At 47.0% G+C, this 21304-nt stretch carries 15 protein-coding genes; 11 read left to right on the top strand and 4 right to left on the bottom strand.

What is annotated here, in order from left to right:
- Positions 1-243 precede the first annotated feature (243 nt).
- The 5 genes from QN395_RS02070 (at position 244) to QN395_RS02050 (ending at position 5867) form a co-directional block, all read left to right on the top strand.
- Positions 244-2364: a S46 family peptidase gene (locus QN395_RS02070; RefSeq protein WP_322121532.1), complete on the top strand. Its 2121-nt coding sequence runs from the start codon at positions 244-246 to the stop codon at positions 2362-2364.
- A gap of 243 nt (positions 2365-2607) precedes the next feature.
- Positions 2608-3330, top strand: coding sequence for a c-type cytochrome (locus QN395_RS02065; protein ID WP_323491961.1), 723 nt, complete (start codon positions 2608-2610; stop codon positions 3328-3330).
- Positions 3331-4659, top strand: coding sequence for a cytochrome c (locus QN395_RS02060; RefSeq protein ID WP_322118092.1), 1329 nt, complete (start codon positions 3331-3333; stop codon positions 4657-4659).
- Between the two features lie 38 nt (positions 4660-4697).
- Positions 4698-5090 (top strand): hypothetical protein, encoded by a 393-nt coding sequence (locus tag QN395_RS02055; RefSeq protein ID WP_322118093.1) that lies wholly within the window; start codon positions 4698-4700, stop codon positions 5088-5090.
- Between the two features lie 45 nt (positions 5091-5135).
- Positions 5136-5867: an SDR family oxidoreductase gene (locus QN395_RS02050; protein WP_322118094.1), complete on the top strand. Its 732-nt coding sequence runs from the start codon at positions 5136-5138 to the stop codon at positions 5865-5867.
- Between the two features lie 25 nt (positions 5868-5892).
- On the opposite strand, the gene QN395_RS02045 is transcribed toward QN395_RS02050, so the two are convergent.
- On the bottom strand, positions 5893-7503 hold the full coding sequence (locus tag QN395_RS02045; RefSeq protein WP_322118095.1) for a MutS-related protein: 1611 nt from the start codon (positions 7501-7503) through the stop codon (positions 5893-5895).
- Between the two features lie 399 nt (positions 7504-7902).
- Here QN395_RS02045 and QN395_RS02040 point away from each other — a divergent pair, with 399 nt between their 5' ends.
- Positions 7903-8109, top strand: coding sequence for a hypothetical protein (locus QN395_RS02040; protein WP_322118096.1), 207 nt, complete (start codon positions 7903-7905; stop codon positions 8107-8109).
- A 196-nt stretch (positions 8110-8305) separates the two neighbouring features.
- Here the strand turns inward: QN395_RS02040 and QN395_RS02035 are convergent, their stop codons facing one another.
- The 3 genes from QN395_RS02035 to QN395_RS02025 all read right to left on the bottom strand — a co-directional run bounded on the left by QN395_RS02035 (position 8306) and on the right by QN395_RS02025 (position 12201).
- Positions 8306-9259 (bottom strand): hypothetical protein, encoded by a 954-nt coding sequence (locus tag QN395_RS02035; protein WP_322118097.1) that lies wholly within the window; start codon positions 9257-9259, stop codon positions 8306-8308.
- 264 nt (positions 9260-9523) lie between these two features.
- Complete coding sequence (locus tag QN395_RS02030; protein WP_322118098.1) at positions 9524-10177, bottom strand: NAD-dependent dehydratase; 654 nt, start codon at positions 10175-10177, stop codon at positions 9524-9526.
- A 395-nt stretch (positions 10178-10572) separates the two neighbouring features.
- Positions 10573-12201, bottom strand: a complete 1629-nt coding sequence (locus tag QN395_RS02025) for an oleate hydratase (protein ID WP_323491960.1) — start codon at positions 12199-12201, stop codon at positions 10573-10575.
- 288 nt (positions 12202-12489) lie between these two features.
- On the opposite strand from QN395_RS02025, the gene QN395_RS02020 reads away from it, so the two are divergent.
- The 5 genes from QN395_RS02020 to QN395_RS02000 all read left to right on the top strand — a co-directional run bounded on the left by QN395_RS02020 (position 12490) and on the right by QN395_RS02000 (position 21157).
- Positions 12490-13554, top strand: a complete 1065-nt coding sequence (locus QN395_RS02020; RefSeq protein WP_322118100.1) for a LacI family DNA-binding transcriptional regulator — start codon at positions 12490-12492, stop codon at positions 13552-13554.
- A 771-nt stretch (positions 13555-14325) separates the two neighbouring features.
- Positions 14326-16629, top strand: a complete 2304-nt coding sequence (locus QN395_RS02015) for a TonB-dependent receptor (RefSeq protein WP_322118101.1) — start codon at positions 14326-14328, stop codon at positions 16627-16629.
- A 138-nt stretch (positions 16630-16767) separates the two neighbouring features.
- Positions 16768-18771, top strand: a complete 2004-nt coding sequence (locus QN395_RS02010; protein ID WP_322118102.1) for an alpha-amylase family glycosyl hydrolase — start codon at positions 16768-16770, stop codon at positions 18769-18771.
- Complete coding sequence (locus tag QN395_RS02005) at positions 18768-19784, top strand: PfkB family carbohydrate kinase (RefSeq protein ID WP_323491959.1); 1017 nt, start codon at positions 18768-18770, stop codon at positions 19782-19784. Before QN395_RS02010 ends, QN395_RS02005 begins: the two co-directional genes overlap by 4 nt.
- Entirely contained in the window at positions 19781-21157 is a 1377-nt protein-coding gene (locus tag QN395_RS02000) for an MFS transporter (protein ID WP_322118104.1), read from the top strand. Before QN395_RS02005 ends, QN395_RS02000 begins: the two co-directional genes overlap by 4 nt.
- Positions 21158-21304: the final 147 nt, after the last annotated feature.

Raw genomic sequence — 21304 nt, 5'->3', positions numbered from 1 at the left:
TCAAACAAGAAAACCAATCGCAACAGTGGCCACACCCATGCTCGACTTTACTGGTTTGGGTATTTTGCAAGAAGCTCTCATGTAAAAAAAATTCATCAAACAGCAGTTTGAGTTTGCTACACTTCTGATCTTTCTCGCTGGCATCATTCGTCCCCAAACTCTTATTTGCAGAGACCCATCTTGTTAAATAAAAATCTTTTATCGGTCAAGGTATGTATTCTGATCGCATTCACTAGCTTCAGCATAGTCAGTCTAACGATTCAAACTGCCCGCGCTGACGAAGGACAATGGCAACCCTATCAGTTACCGCAATTAAAAGCAGAGCTAAAGCGCATCGGTATCGCCATCCCTGCCGAGCAGTTGGCAAACTTAAGTAAGTTGCCGATGAGTGCCATGGTGGCGCTGCCTGGTTGCTCTGCCTCGTTTGTGTCTGATGCAGGTTTGATCGTGACCAATCATCACTGTGCTTACGGTGCCGTACAGCGTAATTCAAGTGCGACACGCAATTTGATCGCCGATGGTTTTTTAGCGAAAACCCGTGCTGAAGAATTGCCCGCGGGTCCTAGCGAGCGTATCTACGTCACCGACAAAGTCGAGACCGTCACCGATAAAGTAACAGGTAATTTAAGTCCAAATTTATCAGGTCTGGAACGCAATAAACAAATCCAAAATCGAATCAAAGGATTAATTGCCGAATGTGAGCAAGACAAAGCCTACCGTTGCTCGGTGCCTAGTTTTCATCGTGGTCTGGAGTATTACCGGATACGCCAATTGATGATACGTGATGTCCGTCTAGTGTATGCACCCTCCGATAAAATCGGCAATTTTGGTGGCGACGTCGATAATTTTGAATGGCCACGTCACACGGGCGATTTCTCGTTTATGCGTGCCTACGTCGGTAAGGATGGTCGTCCCGCAGACCCTTCCCCAGACAATATTCCTTACCATTCCAAAGACTTCTTAAAAGTCTCTGCAGAGGGATTAAAAAACGGTGATCCGATTCTGTTGGCGGGATATCCTGGTCGCACTAGTCGCTACAAATTACCGACAGAAATCCGTTCAGCGCGCGACACTAGTTATCCCCGTCGTGTCGCTGAAAACCAGGCTGACCTGGCGACAATCGCGCTAGCGACGAAAGACGATCCAGAGTCAACAGTACGCTATGCCAGTGTGGTCAAGAGCATCAACAATGGTATGAAAAAAACCGAAGGACTGATCGACGGTTTTGCGCGTAAAGATATTGCCGCAATCAAAGATGTGCAGGAGTCGGAATTCCGGCAATGGTTTGCCACTCACGGCGATACGAATGATAAAAATTTGCTGGCGGAGTTGGATAAAGTGATTGCTGATGACATCACTTTAGGTGAGCAAGAGTTTGCGATGTCTGTTGCGTTGCACAGCGATATGTTCCGCAGTGCACGCAGCTTGTATCGTTTGGCACAGGAGCGCAAAAAGTCAGATGCCGAGCGCGAGCCGGGTTTCCAGGAACGTGATATTCCATTCCTCAAAGGGCGCCTCTCCGGTTTGGAACGGTCCTTTGTCAGCAGCGTCGATCAGGCTCGTTGGCAAGCCGCATTGCAGCGTTATGCGCAAATGCCGGCAGATACCCATCCGCAAGGTTTAGACGCGCTGCTACCAGCGGTTGACGCCATTGCACCGTTATACGCTCAGACTAAACTGACGACGACTGCACAGCGTTTGGCGTGGTTAGATAAAGATGTCGACAGCATGACACAGTCGGATGATGCTTTTTTACGCTTAGCCAGCAAGGTCTATCAGCTTGGCCAGACGATGGAAAACCGTCGTAAAGAAATCGACGGCAATTTAGAGCGCATCATCCCGCGTTATATGCAGGCGTTTATCAATTGGAAAAAGTCACAAGGTAAACCGGTGTATCCAGATGCCAACTCCACCTTACGCGTGACTTTTGGTACTGTTGCACCTTACTCTCCAAGGGATGGCATCAGCAAAGGTCCGTTTACCACCGTGGAAGGTATCGTAGAAAAGAACACAGGCAAAGAGCCATTTAATGTGCCACCTGCTGAGCAGGAGGCGATCAAGGCAAAGCGTTATGGCGTCTTCCGCGATCCAGTTTTAGGTACTGTGCCGGTTAACTTCCTGTCCAGTGCAGATACCACCGGCGGCAATTCTGGCTCCGCTGTGATGAACAAACATGGTGATTTGATCGGATTAAATTTTGATTCGACTTACGAATCTATCACCAAAGACTGGTACTTCGATAGCGCAATCACGCGTGCTATCCATGTGGATATTCGTTACATGCTGTGGGTGATGAAAGAGATTGATCATGCAGACAATCTTTTGCAAGAAATGACGATCAAGTATCCATCGCATCAAAAATAATTTGCCTTGATTAAATAAAATCATTGGCAACAAGAAACCAGGCAATTTTGTCTGGTTTTTTTTATTTAAAATTTTCATCGGTTATTGGTCAAATCAACCCAGAATGGGATTGAAGCGGTCATAATGCTTGTACTACTGATCGCCCCACCCATTGCAATTGCATGGATATCTGCAAGCGCCATCAAATTGACCTTTCCTATGAGACTCCCACTGTTGACATCTGATTTAGTAATAAAGCGATTGATGGCGAGCATATTGCCACCGATCCTGATCATGCTATCACTCGCCAGTTTGTTGCTCAGCAAATCAGCGATTGCGCAATCGGTACCAGATACCTTAAGTCAGCGACTCATGGCATGCACTTCCTGTCACGGCAAACAAGGAAGGGCGACCAATGATGGTTACTATCCGCGTATCGCAGGAAAACCAGAGGGATATCTACTAAATCAGCTAAAAAATTTCAGAGATGGTAAGCGCGTTTATCCTGTGATGACCTATATGGTGGGTAATATGTCAGATGCTTATCTGCAAGAGATCGCCGCGTTTTTCTCTGAGCAGCATCCGCCTTATCCATCCCCGCAGCAATTGGATATTCCAGCGGCCTCGATTGAGCGTGGACGGCAATTAGTGCAGCAAGGTGATAAGCAAAAAAAAATCCCAGCCTGTGTTGCGTGTCATGGCGACAAAATGACAGGTGTCGCCCCGTTTATTCCCGGCTTGCTTGGGTTGCCGCGTGATTACATTAATGGACAACTTGGTGCTTGGCAAACAGGCAGTAGGCACGCGCATGCGCCCGATTGCATGGAACAGATCGCAAAAAAATTAAGTCCTCAGGATGTGAGTGCAGTATCCGCATGGCTCGCATCCCAGGCATTGCCCGCCGATCCGCTACCGATTGCAACCAGAGATATGACCGCATCTTTGCCTATGCGTTGCGGCAGCGTGCCATCAATGGGAGCTAAGTAAATGAAGCGTATTTTCTTGGCTATCTTAGTGGTATTGGCGGCGGGTACTTCTGCTTTATTTGCGTATGGTTATTTTTTAGGCGATACCGTTGTTATACGTTCGGAACAGCCTGCGTCATCTGCATCAACAACGACTGTCTATGTCGCATCACAGATTACTAAAGGTGAATATCTCGCGCGCGCGGCCAATTGCATGGGCTGCCACACCACGCGAGGCGGATTTGCCTACGCTGGCGGTCGAGTGATTTCTTCTGAGTTTGGTGATTTTGTGTCGCCTAACTTAACCCCAGACGTTGCTACCGGTATCGGTAGCTGGAATGCCGATCAGTTTTGGAATGCATTGCATAACGGCAGATCCAAAGATGATCGCCTGCTTTATCCAGCGTTTCCTTTCACCAGTTACACCCAGATGACGCGTGAAGATGCTGATGCAATGTTTGCTTACTTCAAATCAATTCCAGCGATTAAGCGCGAGAATCAGGCACATACTTTGCGTTTTCCGTACGATCAACGGCCGTTGCTGGCGTTCTGGCGTGCATTGTATTTTCGCCCTGGCGAATATCAGAGCGATAGCAAACAAAGTGTCGACTGGAATCGCGGCGCTTATCTGGTAAAAGGCCTCGCGCATTGTGGCGCATGCCATACCAGTCGCAATGCACTTGGTGCTAGCGATGGTGCAAATGAATTAGGTGGGGCAATAATGCCAATCAGTCGCTGGTATGCACCCTCGTTAGTTGCGCAGGATGAAGCTGCGTTAAGCACTTGGTCGAGTAACGACATCAGCACCTTGTTACGCACTGGTGTATCAGAAAAAGCCCATGCATCAGGGCCAATGGCGGAAGTCGTTTCGAATAGTTTGCAATATCTTAGCGACGGCGATATTCATGCGATGACCAGCTATTTACGATCATTGCCTGGCAAGGCTGCGCCCAACGCAGATGTTTTGGATCGCGCTATTGCTACCCGAGGCGAAAGCAAAGAAGAGATGGCGCGCATCATGCTCGAAGGCGGCAGCATTTATAAAAATCACTGTATCGATTGTCATGGTGCGGAAGGCAAAGGGGCAGGTTCGGTTTATCCTGCACTAAAAGCTAATCCAGCAGTTTTAATGTCGAACGCTGGTAATCCTATCCGTATCATCTTGTCAGGCGGCTTCCCTGCAACAACTGCAGGCAATCCAAGGCCGTACGGCATGCCTCCATTTGCGCCGACCTTGACCGATGGCGAGGTCGCGTTGGTGTTGTCCTACATACGCAACGCATGGGGCAATCAGGCGGGCGTTGTCAGTGCTTCAGAAGTTAATCGTTACCGGACAGCACCGTTGGATTAAATTGAATACCATTACCATATAGATTGATCAGGATAACAATGTTACTCGCCCTCTCTTTTTTGCCATTGTTACTGATGCCATGCATCTTCGCATTGCTCATCAAACTGGCAGCTTTTTTGTATAAACGTACACAGTTACGCTGGACTCATGCATTGATATACGGCGTCATTGTCTCTGTATTGAGTACGATTGCAACGATATTAAATAATCTCACTGGCAGAGTCTTACCGGTTTACTTCGCTTTTATTATTGGCTTAGCCTTACAGTTATTGCTGGGTGGATGGTATCTGGGACCAAAAGCCACCAACACAGATAACGCTCTTATTCTATTTAAAGGTGGCGTCATATTGTCATTGATCAGCTATCTGTTGGTTGTCGTGACTGGTATATTGGCCGCAATTTTCATTCCGATTTTTTATCAAATGCACTAGATTTCCTTGTTTGAAAAATAGACTCTGCAATGAAAGGTGGTTCTTTTGGATCTTCAGCTATCAGGTCTTCATGCCATTGTAACCGGTGGATCTGCCGGAATAGGCGCGGCGATTGTCCATGCTCTGGCGAGTGAAGGTTGCACGGTTTCTTTTTGCGCCAGAGGTCAGGCGCAGATTGACAGATCACTTCGTTTAGTTGAGCAACTTCCCGGAACTGTTCGTGGCTACGTTGTTGATGTGACTAAGATCGACGATTTTAAAACGTGGATGGCTGAGATCGGTAATGTTGATATTTTCATTCCGAACGTGAGCGCGATCAGTATGGATTGGGCCGCTAGTATCAAAACAGATATTCAGGCGACGGTCAACACAACAGAGGCAGTCATTCCATATCTGCAAAAATCTTCTCATGCTGCAATCACATACATTGGCTCTAAAGCAGGCTCGCTGGAGGCACCGACCTCTGCACCTTATGGAGCAGCAAAAGCGGCAATGGTGCATTACATGAAATCCCTAGCCACGCGTTTGCTGCCGACAATTCGGGTGAATACAGTCTCTCCCGGGGACACCTTATTTGACGGTGGATTATGGGATCGCGTAAGTCGAGAAGAACCTGAGGCTTTCGAAAAAGTTGTTAAACGCAACCCCATGCGGCGCCTAGCTACAGCAGAAGAGATTGCGCGAGTTGTCGCTTTTATTTCCAGTCCCGCAGCAAGTTTTGTCGCAGGTGCAAATTGGTATGTTGATGGAGGTTCAGTCAATCATGTGCAGTTTTAAATGCCGACTCTGTGATTTCATGTAATTACATTTCAAGCACATGGCTGCAGTCATCGGTTGGTCGCGCAAGATAGCTGTTTAACCAGTTAAATACTTTGCCTGCGTTATCTTCAATTTGCTCGCCAAAACCGTGCGATGACAGTAAGGCGATACCGTTGGTATGTGCCAGTATGCCAGGGCGTAATATTAAGTTCTGTGCGTTGTCATCGGTTGCTGTTACGTAAAGCGAATTGAGCCATTTTTCTAGCAGTGGCGCGAGTACCAGATTATGTGATGAGACGATCACCAGACCTTTTTGTGCTAGTGTTTTTAATACCGCTGCTGCGGCAGAAACTGATTCGCTATGGTTGGTCCCGCGGAAAATTTCATCGATGATGTAAATACCCTGATGCATCCCATTGGCTGCGGTAAGTAATTCTTTGGCACGTCGCAGTTCTGCGATGTACAGACTCTCGCCACCCATTAAAGAATCTTCATTTTGCATACTTGCATAGACTGGACGTGTTGATACGCTGGCGGTCTTGGCATAACAAAATCCAAATGCACGGGCGACGATCAGATTTAGTCCTATGGTGCGTAGCAGGGTACTTTTACCAATGCCATTTTCGCCGGAAATAAATGCACCCTTAGACTCCAGCCCAATTGATAGCGGTCGCGCCTGATGTAGCAGTGGATGTACTGCCTCCGTAAATGCAAGCTGCTTATATTGATGGCGCTCTGCCCAGCAAGTAATTTTTTGATCTAGCAGATGACGTGCTAAAGCGATATCCGCTTCTAAATTCGATACACGTAAATAACAGTCGCGTAGAAAATCGATGTTGGCATAGACGTGCAATACACTCTTAAAATAATGCCTGACATTCGCTATCATTAACCAGTCGATATACGCTCTGGTGCCGGGGATGATGGCATCAATACTGGGCAGTCGTGTTAATTTCCGGTTGATTCTTCCGGCACGGACACTATTGTCTGCAAACTCTTTCAGATCTATTTCTGTACGTTTCCCAAGCACACTGCATACGCCCAATAACTGATTGAGTGAGCGCATGGAGTGATTCCAAAGATGCATCGCCGAATGATAATGAATCTGTATGGCAAACAGTCCTAGCAGCGAGAGTGACGCAGTTATCCAGGCGAATGGATGCAGCAATGTTGCACCGAGCGATACAAAAAATGTCGCAGCCACCGTCCATATATAGCGATGCCAGACAGGTAAGCTGATCTGATTTGAATCGCTAAATAATAAGCTCGCAATTTCAGCGTCGGCTTTGCGCAGGTTTTGGAAAACATGATGTAGCTCGTCCAGCACAACCGGGTCTTGCATCAGTGTTTGCAGTCGCTCAGTCAGCTTTGCACATTGCTTATCGCCGAGCCCAGTACGCAAGCGTTGATACAGTATCTGTTGTCCAAAAATACTGACTTCTTTTGATAATAGTGTTGCGTATTGCTGTACCAATAAATCTTTCCAAGTTTGCTCATCAATCGTATGTGCGTCGGGATTTAGTGTGACGCTATGTAATTGCCCGATCTGCTTTACAGAAAATGAATGATCAAGTGAGTCTGGCTCGGGTAAAACTAAAAAACGAATCCAGCGGATAAAATTTTTCCAGGAAAATTGCAGTGATGATGTGGACATACAGCCCTTAGCTAGCGAAGTGTGTAGCAGAATGTAAATGGGAATTACGTAAATGCGTGCGCGTTGATTCGCTAGATGTAGCTTTGAGCCAAGATATCAAGAGAGGTGCAAAAGGATACGCAATATGGCGGTAGAAATTTAGCCAAGGTCATCGCGGGTATTTGTCAACGCAGTTCGAAACACGTTTGCCCGGTAGTGTCTGCAACGGACTTTTCTTCGCGCATAGAGGAAGATAGTATATTTCCCCGTGGACTAGTTATGGTGACTGGCACTGTTCTGATTTAATCTCTAACGTATGTTGCATTCAAACTTTCAAATTCTATTGCGTTGTTTATTACGTATTTCCTAACATCGGTTTAGCCAACGCTAATATCCTTTCAACTTATCAAATTGCATAGCATGACTGTGGTACCCGCCTGGCGCCAGCTTGTCGCAACAAAATACAGCCAGTACCGCCATGGCGCTGTGGAAGAAGCAGTGATTCGCCGCGAACTGGCCGAGGAGTGCGAAGCGCGAGCCAATCAGGTCTGGCTCAACTTTGCTCAGGTCATCACACGCCATGTCGTAAGCGGGCAATTGAATGGAGCCGCATTGATCATTTGGTAGCGATGCCTGAGTCAACGAAGTTACACAAAGTGGATCGAAAAAGCTTAGCAAAGACATCGGTTTTGAGCATAAACTAATCTCAGTGCTTAAATTTTTTTCAACCTGCCATGGCGCAATGCGACTATAACAATCGCGCTGATGTCCGATTTCTCTGCAGTACTTCGCTGGCTCATCTTTTGTGGCCTACTGTTCCCACCTACAACTGCGGCACATTGCCCTTGGCTTTATCTTGCTCGTCGCGGCGCTTCATCTCGGCGCCCGCAGCCTTGGCATTGACGACGCCAATATCATGCACCAGCCACGGGGCGGCCATGGATACGGAGTAGCTATCGACCAAGCCCGACCTAGGAGCCAAGTGCGACGTAACCATAATATTTAGCGCACAGTTGGGAGAAGGATGGAGCAACATCGCATTCACTTCGGGGGCGCCGGGTATCAAATCCCCCTGGCATGGACTGTCGGAATTGGGCCCTCTGTCGTTCATGCTGAGTTTGCCGTTCATGTCGTAGCGCCACTTCGCTATCCCGAGAAAATCCGGACGCGTTGCGTTGTCGATTCCTTGTGCATCGAATTTCGCTGCGACAGAGCGCTGCAGTACGGCCACTGGGATCGCTTTGTCTGACGGCAGGTTTGTGAAGGCCCGCAACACCATGAATACGGCTCCAGCCTCGTTGTACAACAGGACGAACTTCTCACCGCTGCCGTAAGAGTCGCCAGGCGAGGTGGTTCGCACATCGGCCTCAACACCGTTGAAACTAGAACTCATCCAGGTAAAATCGGTCTTTTTGAACTTGAAATTCGGATTGGCCTTGAGTGCAAGACGGCGCGCTTCATCGATATTCATACCAATCTTGATGCCAGCAATATCTGGCAAATTAAGTTTTGCTAGCACTGCGCTGACCTCGGCTGAATCGGGTCCTTCCGAGCTATTACGCGACGGACTGTTACTCCTGCCCGCTGCGTTGCCGGATGTGGCCGACTTTCCAGAGCCCGCCCTGTTGCCGCTCGCGGATACGGTAGCGGGGGCTTGATTCTGGGTTGAGATGTTGTCTGTGATGATCTTCTTTAGATCAATCGTTGTACCCGCATGGGCTGCCAGCGGTGCCGCGAGTGCCAGTATTGATACGAGGGTTGATACAGCTTGCTTCATGTGTGCTCCGTCAAAAGGAAATTAGGGGGGGCAGTCGCCGTGCATACGGCAAACGTAGCCCTTCCATTGAAACATAAACTTGATTTAATTTCAACATTTCGCATTGCTGTAGAGTGATGCGCAATTGATGTGACTATTTTGAATGAAGTCAAACTGACGTATTTTGAGAGTGGCGGCATTTCTTGCAGCTCACGATATCGATAGTGTTTGTTAACGCAGTTGGCAACGCGTTTACCCGGTGGTATTTGCGACGGACTGGATTAGTTACAGCAAATGACACTGTTCTGATTCAATCACTATTACGCCGGGCGTGGCTTTTAAGGCCGCACTAATCATGGTTGCTGCTACTTTGCTCGTGGTGACCGGGCGTAGACGTTTTGGGACGAGTGGTCCTAATAATTTACTGAAACTGATTGCAAACGATTCCCCCCATCGTTTTTCTGGGCGTTCGCCACCGTCCAATAGCGAGGGACGGACTAGCGTCAGAGATATAAATCCCAATCCCGCCAGATCACGTTCGGTTTCTGCTTTGACGCATAGATAAAATGAACTGGCATTGAGTTTGGCGCCCATGGATGAGTTGAGTACAAAGCAGGTGGTACTGGCAGCAAATGCATATTTCGCTGCATCCACCACATAATCATGATCTACCCGATAAAACGCAGCTTGTGACCCAGCCTGGCGCATGGTGGTGCCAAGCGCGCAGAGAACGGCATCTGCTTTCCACCATAGGGCATCAGCTGGTAGCTGATCAAAATCGATAATCGGATTTTCTAGCTTAGCGTGGCGACGTTGGACATCTGCTAGCGGGCGTCGGGTGGGCGCGATGATATGACTGATGCTGTCATTAGCCAGCGCTTGCACCAAAATTTGTTGCCCTACCAAACCACTGGCGCCGAGTACGATGAGGCGGGTCATAAGCGACTTTCACAAAATAAATAGGATGCGTTGAGTTTGATCAAGATGCCATAGCGACGATTAGTGTATCGCTGAAACGAATATGTTTGCAGAAGATTGTCTGGCGAACCGCCTTAGGCATAAGAGCCGATTTCTTGCGCTGACCGTACGCTAGTACGGAACCGTTTTGAAGCACAGCTGATTTTTACGGCGGCAGTTCCAAGCTTTCAGGACAATATTTCTACCTGAATTGAATATACTCCCTATTATTTTTATTAAAAATGTCGTAGTGTCCAATGATTATATGGACACTTAAAATATACTAGGTGATAGTATTTATCATTCATCCTCTTGTCTGATCATAAAAAATACTATCACCTGCTACGATATATCACCAATTGTCTGCTACTTAGTGCCTACTTAAATGCCTTAATCAGCGCATCAAACTTCACCTTGATGGACTCGTCATGATGATGAATTGACGGGACTTCCCTATCGATTTTAAGTAGTTCATACACAGCCATTTGTGCCGCCCGTACCGAATATTCCACGGTGAAGACAACATCGTCAGCGATCTCTACAAACTGGCTGACGAAGGCGAGATTTTTAGAATTCGCTGGTACTGGCAACGGACGGTCAATTTTTGTCCTTGGCATAAACATGCTGGTGATATACGGCATGCGGCAAGGGATGCAATTGGCATTGGCAAAACTGGCCTGATCAAAATTGAGATGACCGCACAACTCTTGCAAAATTTCTGCCCCGCTGCATTCTGCCATAGGCTTTGCCACAAAATTTCCGACGCGATCTGGGTGTAGCGCATAACCCCAAAATACCTGCACGCCTTCTGGCTGATCCGCAAAATGCGGTTGATGTGCAAGCACTACCGACATAAACCAATTGGAATCTTTAAACGTCACCAAGCCGCCAGTACCTGCCCGGTTACCAGTAAATTGTTCCATCTTATCGAAGAAAATACTGTCTTTGAGTGTGACCGTAAACGATGCCCAATACGATTCCGGGATGCTGGAATTGAAGGCGGCAGGATTACCAAATTCAGGACGATTTACGGCGATCTTTTCCCATAAGCGCCAGCCTTTACTATCGTGTTTGGTCAGCTTTACCGGGGCGGCGCTCATGGAGCCATAAGTAGAGGCATCGGTCATGGACGCATTTTGGAAAAACACAATATCGCCATCAACAACGGGAACCACTTCATCTTTACCATCGCGATGGCAATGCAAGGCCGTGACGACGATTTTGTCATTTTGCGTGACGAGATCCATATCCGTTACAGTGCAGTTCGTCACAAAGTTCACGCCCTGAGTTTGCAACCAGCTTAACAACGGACGTACCAGTGAATCAAACTGGTTATACACAGTGCGCTTTACACCAGCTAAGGTTTCGATGCGAGAAAACTCCATCATAAAGCGGTGCAGATAACGCTTAAATTCCACCGCGCTATGCCAGGGTTGGAAGGCAAACGTAGTCGCCCACATAAACCAGAATTTGGTTTCAAAAAATGTTGGCGATAACCAATCAGTGATGGCGCTATTCCCCAAGCTGGCTTCATCAGCCTCGCTTAGTTTTAGCAGCTCCATCCGGTCTTGCATACTAAAACCCATGGATGTGACATCTACTTTGAAGCGATTTTTATCCACCAGACGCGCCATAGAATGCGGCATGTTCTTGAGATTAAACGCAACGGTTTCATCGAATACACTTTGCGCCAGATTGCTCAATGAAGGAATGCTATTGAACAAATCCCAGGTACATTCATAATTATCAGTAGTCAGCATACGTCCACCACGCAAGGTGTAGCCATGCTCTGGATTGCCCGCACCATCGAGACTGCCGCCAAGGAGTGGCATCGCTTCAAAAATCGTAATTTGCTTGCCGCTCACACCGCCGTCGCGGATCATAAAGGCAGCGGCTGATAAAGAGCCAATGCCACCTCCAATGAGATAGGCTTTATGCGTACTGTTCATTATTTTCCTAGTTAGTTGATGTGTTGATGATTTGCGCTGCTTTCGTGCAGCTTTCATGCTGATATGGCACGCGTTACTTTTCATCTAGGTCAAGATGTCTTACCTGACCGTAGAGCTAAAGGTAGACAAAATCTGTCGATTACGCTTTGATCTAGGTCAAGCAATAGTGGTGATAAAGCGAATGCTCAGGATGAGCGCATCGTAAAGCTCGGCGATAATTCAGTCAGTGCGGCAGCACACAGTGCCTTGTATGTAGCCTTGAAACTGATTTTGTTTGCATTTTGCTACGCAGAACGGCGATTGAGTTTTATAATAGTTTTTACCGATGTAAAGCAAAGAAATGACATGACAAAAACGCCGAGCCAGATGACTACCGTCCGCAAACCAGACTCTGCCAGCGCAGAGCAGCGAAGACTGCAAATGGCCGATATCGCCCGCTTGGCAGGCGTCTCTACTTCTACCGTGTCACGTGCTCTTAGTGGCAGCTCCTTAGTCAATGACGAGACCAAGAAAAGGATAGAAGAGTTAGCACGCTCTTTAAATTATTCCATCAATATCGGCGCACAAAATTTACGCCTTAAACAAAATAAAACGGTAGCAGTCGTGGTGCCTTACGATGCGACAACACGGCAACATTTATCGGACCCTTTTTTCTTAAGTATGTTAGGTAGTCTGGCCGATGCATTGACCGATCGCGGCTTCGATATGTTGCTGTCGCGGGTGGATGCTGAGCAACTGGACTCGGCTGCACAAATTTATGATACCGGCAGAGTGCTTGGCGTAATTTTGATCGGGCAATGGCGTCATCACGATCAGCTTAATCAACTGGCAGCGCGCCGGGTTCCGATTGTGGTCTGGGGCGCACAATTGCCACAACAATTGTATGTGACCGTTGGTAGTGATAACGTTAGTGGCGGTTTTTTAGCGACCGAACATTTAATTCAGTCTGGTAGAAAACACATCGCATTTTTTGGCGATACCCAACTGCCAGAAATGGCGCAGCGTTATGAAGGCTATTGCAACGCGCTGAGCCGTTTTCAGCTCCCCTTAGATCCCAATCTGGTCGTACAAGCCTCATTTGTAGAAGACGGCGGCCGACTCGCAGTAGAAGAGTTGTGCTCCCGTAAAATCCCCTTTGATGCCTTGTTTGCCTGCAGTGATTTGTTAGCGATGAAGGCAATCAATGCACTCAGGGATAAAAAATACCGCGTATCAGAAGATGTCGCCGTAGTCGGTTATGACGATATCGAACTTGCCCGTTATTTTCACCCCCCACTCACCACAGTGCGACAACCAATGGCAGCAGCAGGGCAGGCGCTGGTGCAAGCCTTATTGTCGATTGTCGAACACGATGCAGTTAGCCCGCGACTGTTGCCTACGCAGTTGATTTCTCGTACCAGCAGTTTGTGATTTGGTCGACTAAGGCTTTCAGCTTAAATTCTATGACAATCAGTTTTCTGCTTTGATTATAAATATTTGCAAACGGTTGCAAGTTTTGGATTTTTTGTGTTTTTAAATAATCCAGATGTAGAATTTCTATCGAAATTCATGCTGCGCCGCATAAGCAAACGATTTACATTTTTTATGTATGTTGCACAATTGTGACAAGCGATTGTGGTCAAGGTGCTTATCCATTTTCTCTTATAAATTTCCAAATTAATTTTGAAAACTCCAGATTTGATCATAGTAAGGGCGATAGTTTTTTGCTTCATGATAATTGGGAATATTTAAGATATTTACAGCGAACAATATCAAATTTCTATTTCTTGATTGCACTAAATAAGTGCTTTGCTGCACTGCGTTATTGCAATCGATTGCAATTATTATTTATTTGACCGATAATCGATTCACTTACTGGCCGCCCATGGTTCAAAAGATCTTCAGCAATGTTTGTAGAATATGTTTGACGAGTGTTTTTGGAGAATTTCAAAAATCTAACGAGGATTGCTGGAGGTCTTTTGTTATTTTCTTTAGTCCGTTGAAACACAGCGGTTTAGTAAGAGAACAGTGCGCTGAAGTAAAGTAAATACGTAAAGTGAATGCATAAAATAAATACGTAAAACGACGCAAAGTAAGATTGTTAAGAGCAGTAAAAATAAAGAGAAGCAAAAATAAAGAGCCGAATCAAGCATGCATAGTGTTTGAAGAAATTTGGCGAAACCGAAAAAAACGGAGACAGAAATGACATCATCACGCATCAAAATGACGCGCATGGCCGGCTTGGTATCACTGGCTGTTTTGCGAATGAACTCTGCCTGGGCGCAAGAGGCAACGCCAAGTGCCGACAATGAAAAAAATTCTCTCAATCTGAATAGCGTAGTCGTAACGGGTACACCGCTACGTACCTCTAAGATGAAGGCCAGTGTTTCTATCAGTACGCTGGATGCAGACCAGATCGCCCAATCAGCGCCTACCAATGCAGCAGAAATTTTGCGTGCGATTCCGGGTGTGCGTGCCGAATCCTCTGGTGGTGAAGGCAATGCTAACTTGACCGTGCGTGGTGTACCGATCTCTGCTGGTGGTGCGCGTTATGTTCAGTTCCAGGAAGATGGATTACCCATTTTGCAGTTTGGTGATATCGCTTTTGTGACGCCAGATATGTTCTTACGTGCTGATGGTGGACTCAGTCATTTGGAAGTCGTACGTGGCGGCACTGCCTCAACGATGGCGACTAATTCTCCGGGCGGTATCATCAATTTCATTACTAAAAATGGGCGTGAAAAAGGTGGCAGTATCGGAATTACTAAAGGTCTGGATTTTGATCAGACTCGTTACGATTTTGATTTTGGTACACCGATTTCCGACAAGACACGGATGTTTGTAGCGGGCTTTTATCGCAGCGGTGATGGCGCACGCCCTGCTGGTGTTACTGCAGAAGATGGCGGCCAGATCAGGGCGAATATTACGCATGAACTGGATAATGGTTACATCCGCTTGAGCTTTAAGCATCTGGACGACAAGACACCGATGAATATGCCTGTGCCTGTGAAAACAGTCAATGGAACCATCTCAGAATTGCCGGGAATTGACCCACGCACAGCGAGCTTCTATTCACCGTACTGGACCCGCGATATCGTACTGAACGGTAATAACAGCAAAACCTCTACCAATGTGAACGATGGTTTGCATGTCGTCAATAATGCGTTCGGCGCAGAAGCTTCGTTCAAGCTTGGCGAGGGTTGGACTCTCGACGATAAGTTTCGGAAGTCGAATAATTCTGGTCGCTTCATTTCGATTTTCCCAAGCGACAACAGTAATGTACAAACCGGTATGACTTATGCCACCGGCCCTAATGCGGGTAAGGCGTATAACGGTACTGCGTTCACTGCAACGGTATTCAATACTTCCCTGGATGATGTCGGTAGTACGGTCAATGATCTGAAAGTATCCAAAGTATTCGAACTGGGTAGCGGTAAATTGGCCGCAACAGCTGGTTTGTATTCCTCTATCCAAAATCTGGGCGTGACCTGGAACTTCAATCAATATCTGATGCAGTCCAGCGGCGACAAGCCAGCGCTGCTGAATTCCAGCGCAACGATTGCAGGTTCGCCCGGTCTATTAGCAGCAGGAACCGATGTCTTTGGAGGTTGCTGTAACCGTTATATCGATGCGCAATACAAGACCAATGCGACGTATCTCAACCTCGGTTGGGAATCGGGTAATTGGAATATTGATGGTGGTCTGCGCTACGATAAACAGAATGCCTCCGGTACTTATAATCAGGCAGTCAATCAACTGTATAGCGCGGCCAACACTAAGTTTATCGATTACAGCGTTAATCACACTTCGTATTCATTAGGTGCCAATTATCGTCTGACAAAAGACCTCGCTTTATTTGCACGAACCAGCGACGGTATTGCCTTCAATGCGGATCGCATTATGTTCGGCAATCCACTGGATGGATCGACACCGATCAGCACTAATATCGTCAAGCAAAACGAGGCTGGTGTGAAGTGGAAGACGGGTGACTTTAGCAGTTTTGTTACTTTCTTCCAGGCTAAAACGGCTGAGTCTAATTACGAAGCAACGACGCAAAAATTTACCTCTAATAATTACGATGCTAAAGGTATCGAAGTTGAAGCCAGTTATCGCATAAATGAATTTCGTTTGACGGGCGGCTTGACTTATACCAATGCAAAAATAGTTGGTGCAAATGACCCAACGATCATCGGTAAGACACCGCGCCGTCAGGCTGATTTGATCTATCAGATTGCGCCAACTTATACCATAGGTGATACGGTATTTGGTGCTAGCGTGATCGGTACAACCAAGTCATTTGGTGATGATGCCAATACTTTAAATTTGCCAGGATTTAGAGTGGTCAATGCCTTCGTTAATTACCAAATTAATGAGCGTACACAAGTCTCCTTAAGCGCGAATAATTTGTTTAATTCAATCGGCTATACCGAAGTGGAAGGCGACGGTCATGCTGCTCGCTCAATCAACGGACGTACGATCCGCGCTACTTTGAAATACTCGTTTTAAATAATTGATCGTCTCAAATTAGTCCAAATAATACCGTGGAGATTTCCACGGTGTTTTATTCAGCCCAGCAGTACTTTAACTCCCGTTGTGTGTTCTCCTTCTGCGGGAGTTTTTTTCTTCTTTTTGTCTTGCTAAATAATGCCTTCTAGTTTGTTACATCGCAGTCTTGCGTCTTTGCTCTCTGAGTTGCCATCATCGCAGCATGCCTTAATACGTGTACGTTTTGAGAAGCGAGCGCCAGCTCTAATCGATACATTGCAAAGCTTATATGCAGATCGTCTTGGGAGTGCAGATCAGTTTTCTACATGGCTTATTCAGTTGATGAATAGCGTCGGTCAATTGGCTGCCCAGCGCTCGTCCGCGCTATGCCAATTAGACCAAAGTCGCAGCGCAACGCCTGGATGGTTTGCCAGTCAAGATATGCTGGGCTATTGCACTTATGTTGACCGGTTTGCCGGAGACTTGGCAGGCGTCGCCGACAAGATTCCCCATCTGACAGAAATGGGTGTGCGCTACTTACATTTGCTGCCATTTTTAAAAGCCCGCCAAGGTGAAAACGATGGAGGCTTTGCAGTAGCTGATTTTGATGCGATAGAACCGCGTCTGGGCAGTATGCAGGATTTGCAAGCGCTGACCACCCGATTGCGTGATGCCAATATCAGTTTGTGTTCTGATTTTATTTTGAATCATATTGCAGATGACCATCCATGGGCGATGGATGCGAAGCAGGGCGATCCGCATTATCAGAATTATTTTTATCACTATGCGGATCGACAAAAACCGGATGAATTTGAAACGACTTTAGGACAAGTTTTTCCTCAAGTGGCACCAGGTAATTTTAGTTTTATCGAGGAAATGCAGTCTTGGGTCTGGACCACTTTTTATCCTTATCAATGGGATCTAAATTACAGCAATCCCTCTGTATTTTCTGATATGGCTGCTGCCTTATTGCGTCTTGCTAACCGTGGGATAGAAGTATTCCGATTAGATTCCACCGCTTTTTTATGGAAGCGCGAGCAAACCAATTGCATGAATCAGCCAGAGGCGCATTGGATACTACAAGCATTGCGAAGTATTGTTGATATTGCCGCGCCTGGCGTATTGTTAAAAGCCGAGGCGATCGTCCCGACAGCAGAGTTGCCAGCGTATCTGGGCAGTGCTGACGGTGTCGTGAAAGAGTGCCATATTGCTTATCACAGTAGTTTAATGGCGGCCAGTTGGGTGGCGTTGGCCGAGCAAAATACCGAGTTGATTCAGCAGGTGATACTTGGTACGCCAGTATTGCCGGATCAGACCTCATGGCTGACGTATGTGCGCTGTCATGATGATATCGGCTGGAATGTATTACGCCCCGAGGCGAGTCAATGTGCCTTAGATGTGCAACAACGGCTATCTAAAGTAGCGCAATTTTTTGCCGGAGATGGAGATAGTTTTGGCCGAGGAGCGAGCTTTCAGGCGAGCGATCCCAGCGCGGTTCATGGCAGTGTCGGTATGGCATCTGCATTAGCCGGATATGCCGCGGCTACTACGCCGGAACAATCCCAAACTGCCTTGCGTCGCCTGTTGTTAATGCATGGGCTGGCGCTGAGCTTTGGTGGTATGCCTGTCATTTATATGGGGGATGAATTAGCCCAATCCAATGACGATGATTACCGCCAAAATCCGGCTAATGCGCAAGATAGTCGCTGGCTGCATCGCCCAGTATTGGACGCTGCTGCATTTGCGGCACGACACGATGATCAAACCGATGCTGGTGCGATGTTTGCTGGGCTTTGTCATTTGCTTACATTGCGTCGCCAGTTAAACCAACTCGCAGCAAATCAGCCACGCCAGTTATTACCTATCAGTCAGCCAGAAGTCCTGGCATTTTCAAGAGGTAGTTTTTCTACTGACAGTGATCAATTCATTTTTATAGGTAATTTTTCTGATAAAAAAATTAGCTTAGATTGGTCAACGCTACTTAGTAATTTACCTGCGACGATCGCGCATGTCGTTAGCTGGAAAAATCTTCTTGCCGTCTCTGGTCAACAAGAGATTCCAGTACTTATCGAAAGCCATAATCGCTTAGAACTTCCACTAAAACCGTGGTCACAAGTCTGGCTTACTCCAACAACAAATACTGATGCAGGAGTCATATCGTGAGTAATCCAATTAGCATTCCAGTCACGATTTTTGGCGAAGTACTGATTGATCAATTTCCTCATCAAAAAATTATTGGTGGTGCACCTTTCAATGTGGCGCGTACTTTAGCTTATTTTGCTTGCGATCCCTTATTCATTTCGCGGGTTGGGCAAGATGCTTCCGCCGACTTAGTCCGTTTAGAAATGCAACGGTTTAGTCTACGCCAAGATGGTTTGCAAATCGATGCAGATTATCCGACCGGACTGGTTAAGGTGGAGCAAGATGAGGGGGGCGATAAAGCACAGCATCGCTTTACGATTCTGCCAGATCAGGCGTATGACTACATCGACGCTGAGCTAGCGTCGTCTGCGTTTTCAGCTATGAATAACGATCACGCAGGCATCATATATTTCGGTACCTTGGCACAACGTAGCGAGACCTCTCGCAGGGCTTTGTATGCCTTGCTTAATCAAACCAAGGCACTGAAATATCTTGATTTAAATTTGCGCAGTATGCAGTTCAGTATGTCCACGATTGATACGTCCTTGCATAGCGCCGACGTACTTAAGTTGAATGAGGATGAATTACTGACTTTGTACCAAATCTACCTGCAAACGGATTCTGCGCAGCAGCTCAATATCAATGGTGAGCCAGCAGACTGGCAAGAGGCGATACAGATCTTAATGCGCCTGTTTAGCTTGCAGGCGGTTATCGTGACCTTAGGCGCACGTGGCTATGCTTATTTTGATCGCGAAGGCCGTTATCTCGATAGCAGTCAACACGATCAAAATACGCTCAATACCGTAGTGGTGGACACTGTTGGTGGGGGTGATGCGTTCTCTTCGATTTATTTATTAGGCCTGGTTCAGGGATGGCCGTTGGACGTCAGCTTACGGAGGGCACATCAGTTTGCTGCCGCAATTTGTGGTGTGCGTGGTGCAGTCGCGGCGGACCTTGATTTTTACCAGCAATGGCAAGAGCGATGGGCTGCAGAGTCTTTGAAGGACGAACTCAATAAAGGAACACCCATATGAGCAGCGTGACTAATGTGACTAATGTGACCAGTGTGATCAGCAGAGTTCGAGGTATTTTGACTAAGCCCAAACTATCGTTTTGGCAAATCATTAATATGAACTTTGGCTTCTTTGGTATTCAGTTCAGTTTTGGTTTGCAGCAAAGTAGTATGAGTCCGATTTACAAATATCTCGGTGCAGATGAGGCCAGCTTGCCTTATCTTTGGCTGGCAGGACCTGTTACGGGCTTGTTGGTGCAACCCTTGATTGGTGCGATGAGCGATCGCACGGTGACTCGTTGGGGACGGCGCACACCTTATTTTTTATTCGGTGCGATTTTATGCAGCCTGGGATTGCTGGTGATGCCGTTTAGCGCAACGCTGTGGATGGCGGCTAGTTTGCTATGGATATTGGATGCCGCCAATAATGTAACGATGGAACCCTACCGCGCATTTGTCAGCGATAAGCTGGATCAGAGCCAACATTCGATCGGGTTTTTAACCCAGAGCGCATTCACCGGACTTGGGCAGACGCTGGCGTATTTAATGCCCTCTATCTTAGTCTTGATTGGCATGAATAAAGATGCCGTTAATGCCAATCACATCCCGCATATTGTGATTGCTGCGTTCTTGATCGGAGCTGTATTTTCAATCGTATCGATCATATGGACGCTCAAAACTACGCCAGAAATCCCGTTGACCGCTGACGAGTTAGCGGCGATCAAACGCAAACCAAGTGGCTGGTTAGCGACACTGCGCGAAGTTGGTCTGGCGATCAAAGAGATGCCGCTAACCATGCGGCAGTTAGCGCTTGTTAAATTATTTCAGTGGTACGCCATGTTTTGCTATTGGCAGTACATCATGTTGTCGATAGGCCGGACTATTTTTGGAACCAGTGATCAGACCTCGCAGGGCTTTCGTGATGCGGGTTTATTGAATGGGCAGATCGGCGCTTTTTATAACTTTATCGCATTTGTCGCTGCATTTGCGATGGTGCCATTTACCCGCCGCTATGGACCAAAAATCACGCACGCAATCTGCCTGACTCTGGCGGGACTTGGCATGTTGAGTATTCCTATGATCCACACACCGTCGTTATTATTTATTCCGATGATTGGTGTCGGTATGGCCTGGGCAAGCATTATGGGGAATCCCTACGTCATGCTGGCTGGCTGTATTCCGGCGGAGCGTACAGGTGTCTACATGGGGATTTTTAACATGTTTATTGTGATCCCGATGATCATTCAGATTTTTACTTTACCGTTGTACTACCAAAGCTGGTTGGGTGGTAATCCGGAAAATGTGGTCCGACTGGCAGGTGCTTTGTTGATTTGCGGTGCGTTTTCAGTCACTTTGGTGAAGATTCGTCCAGTCACTTCTGCTGTTAAAAATTAAAATAATCTTGCGTTGAGCCGATCCAAGATTGTATTGAATGTACGCATCATCTTGGATGACTATAACTAATATACTGGGTAGGAGTAAATATGGGTTGTCCAGGTATTACCTGGACAATGGGCACTATTTCTTAAAAATAATGGGGAG

The organism is Undibacterium sp. RTI2.2 (assembly GCF_035018705.1).
Taxonomy (GTDB): Bacteria; Pseudomonadota; Gammaproteobacteria; order Burkholderiales; family Burkholderiaceae_D; genus Undibacterium.
The sequence above is the reverse complement of the archived record's forward strand: the minus strand, read 5'-3'. Positions and strand labels throughout refer to the sequence as shown.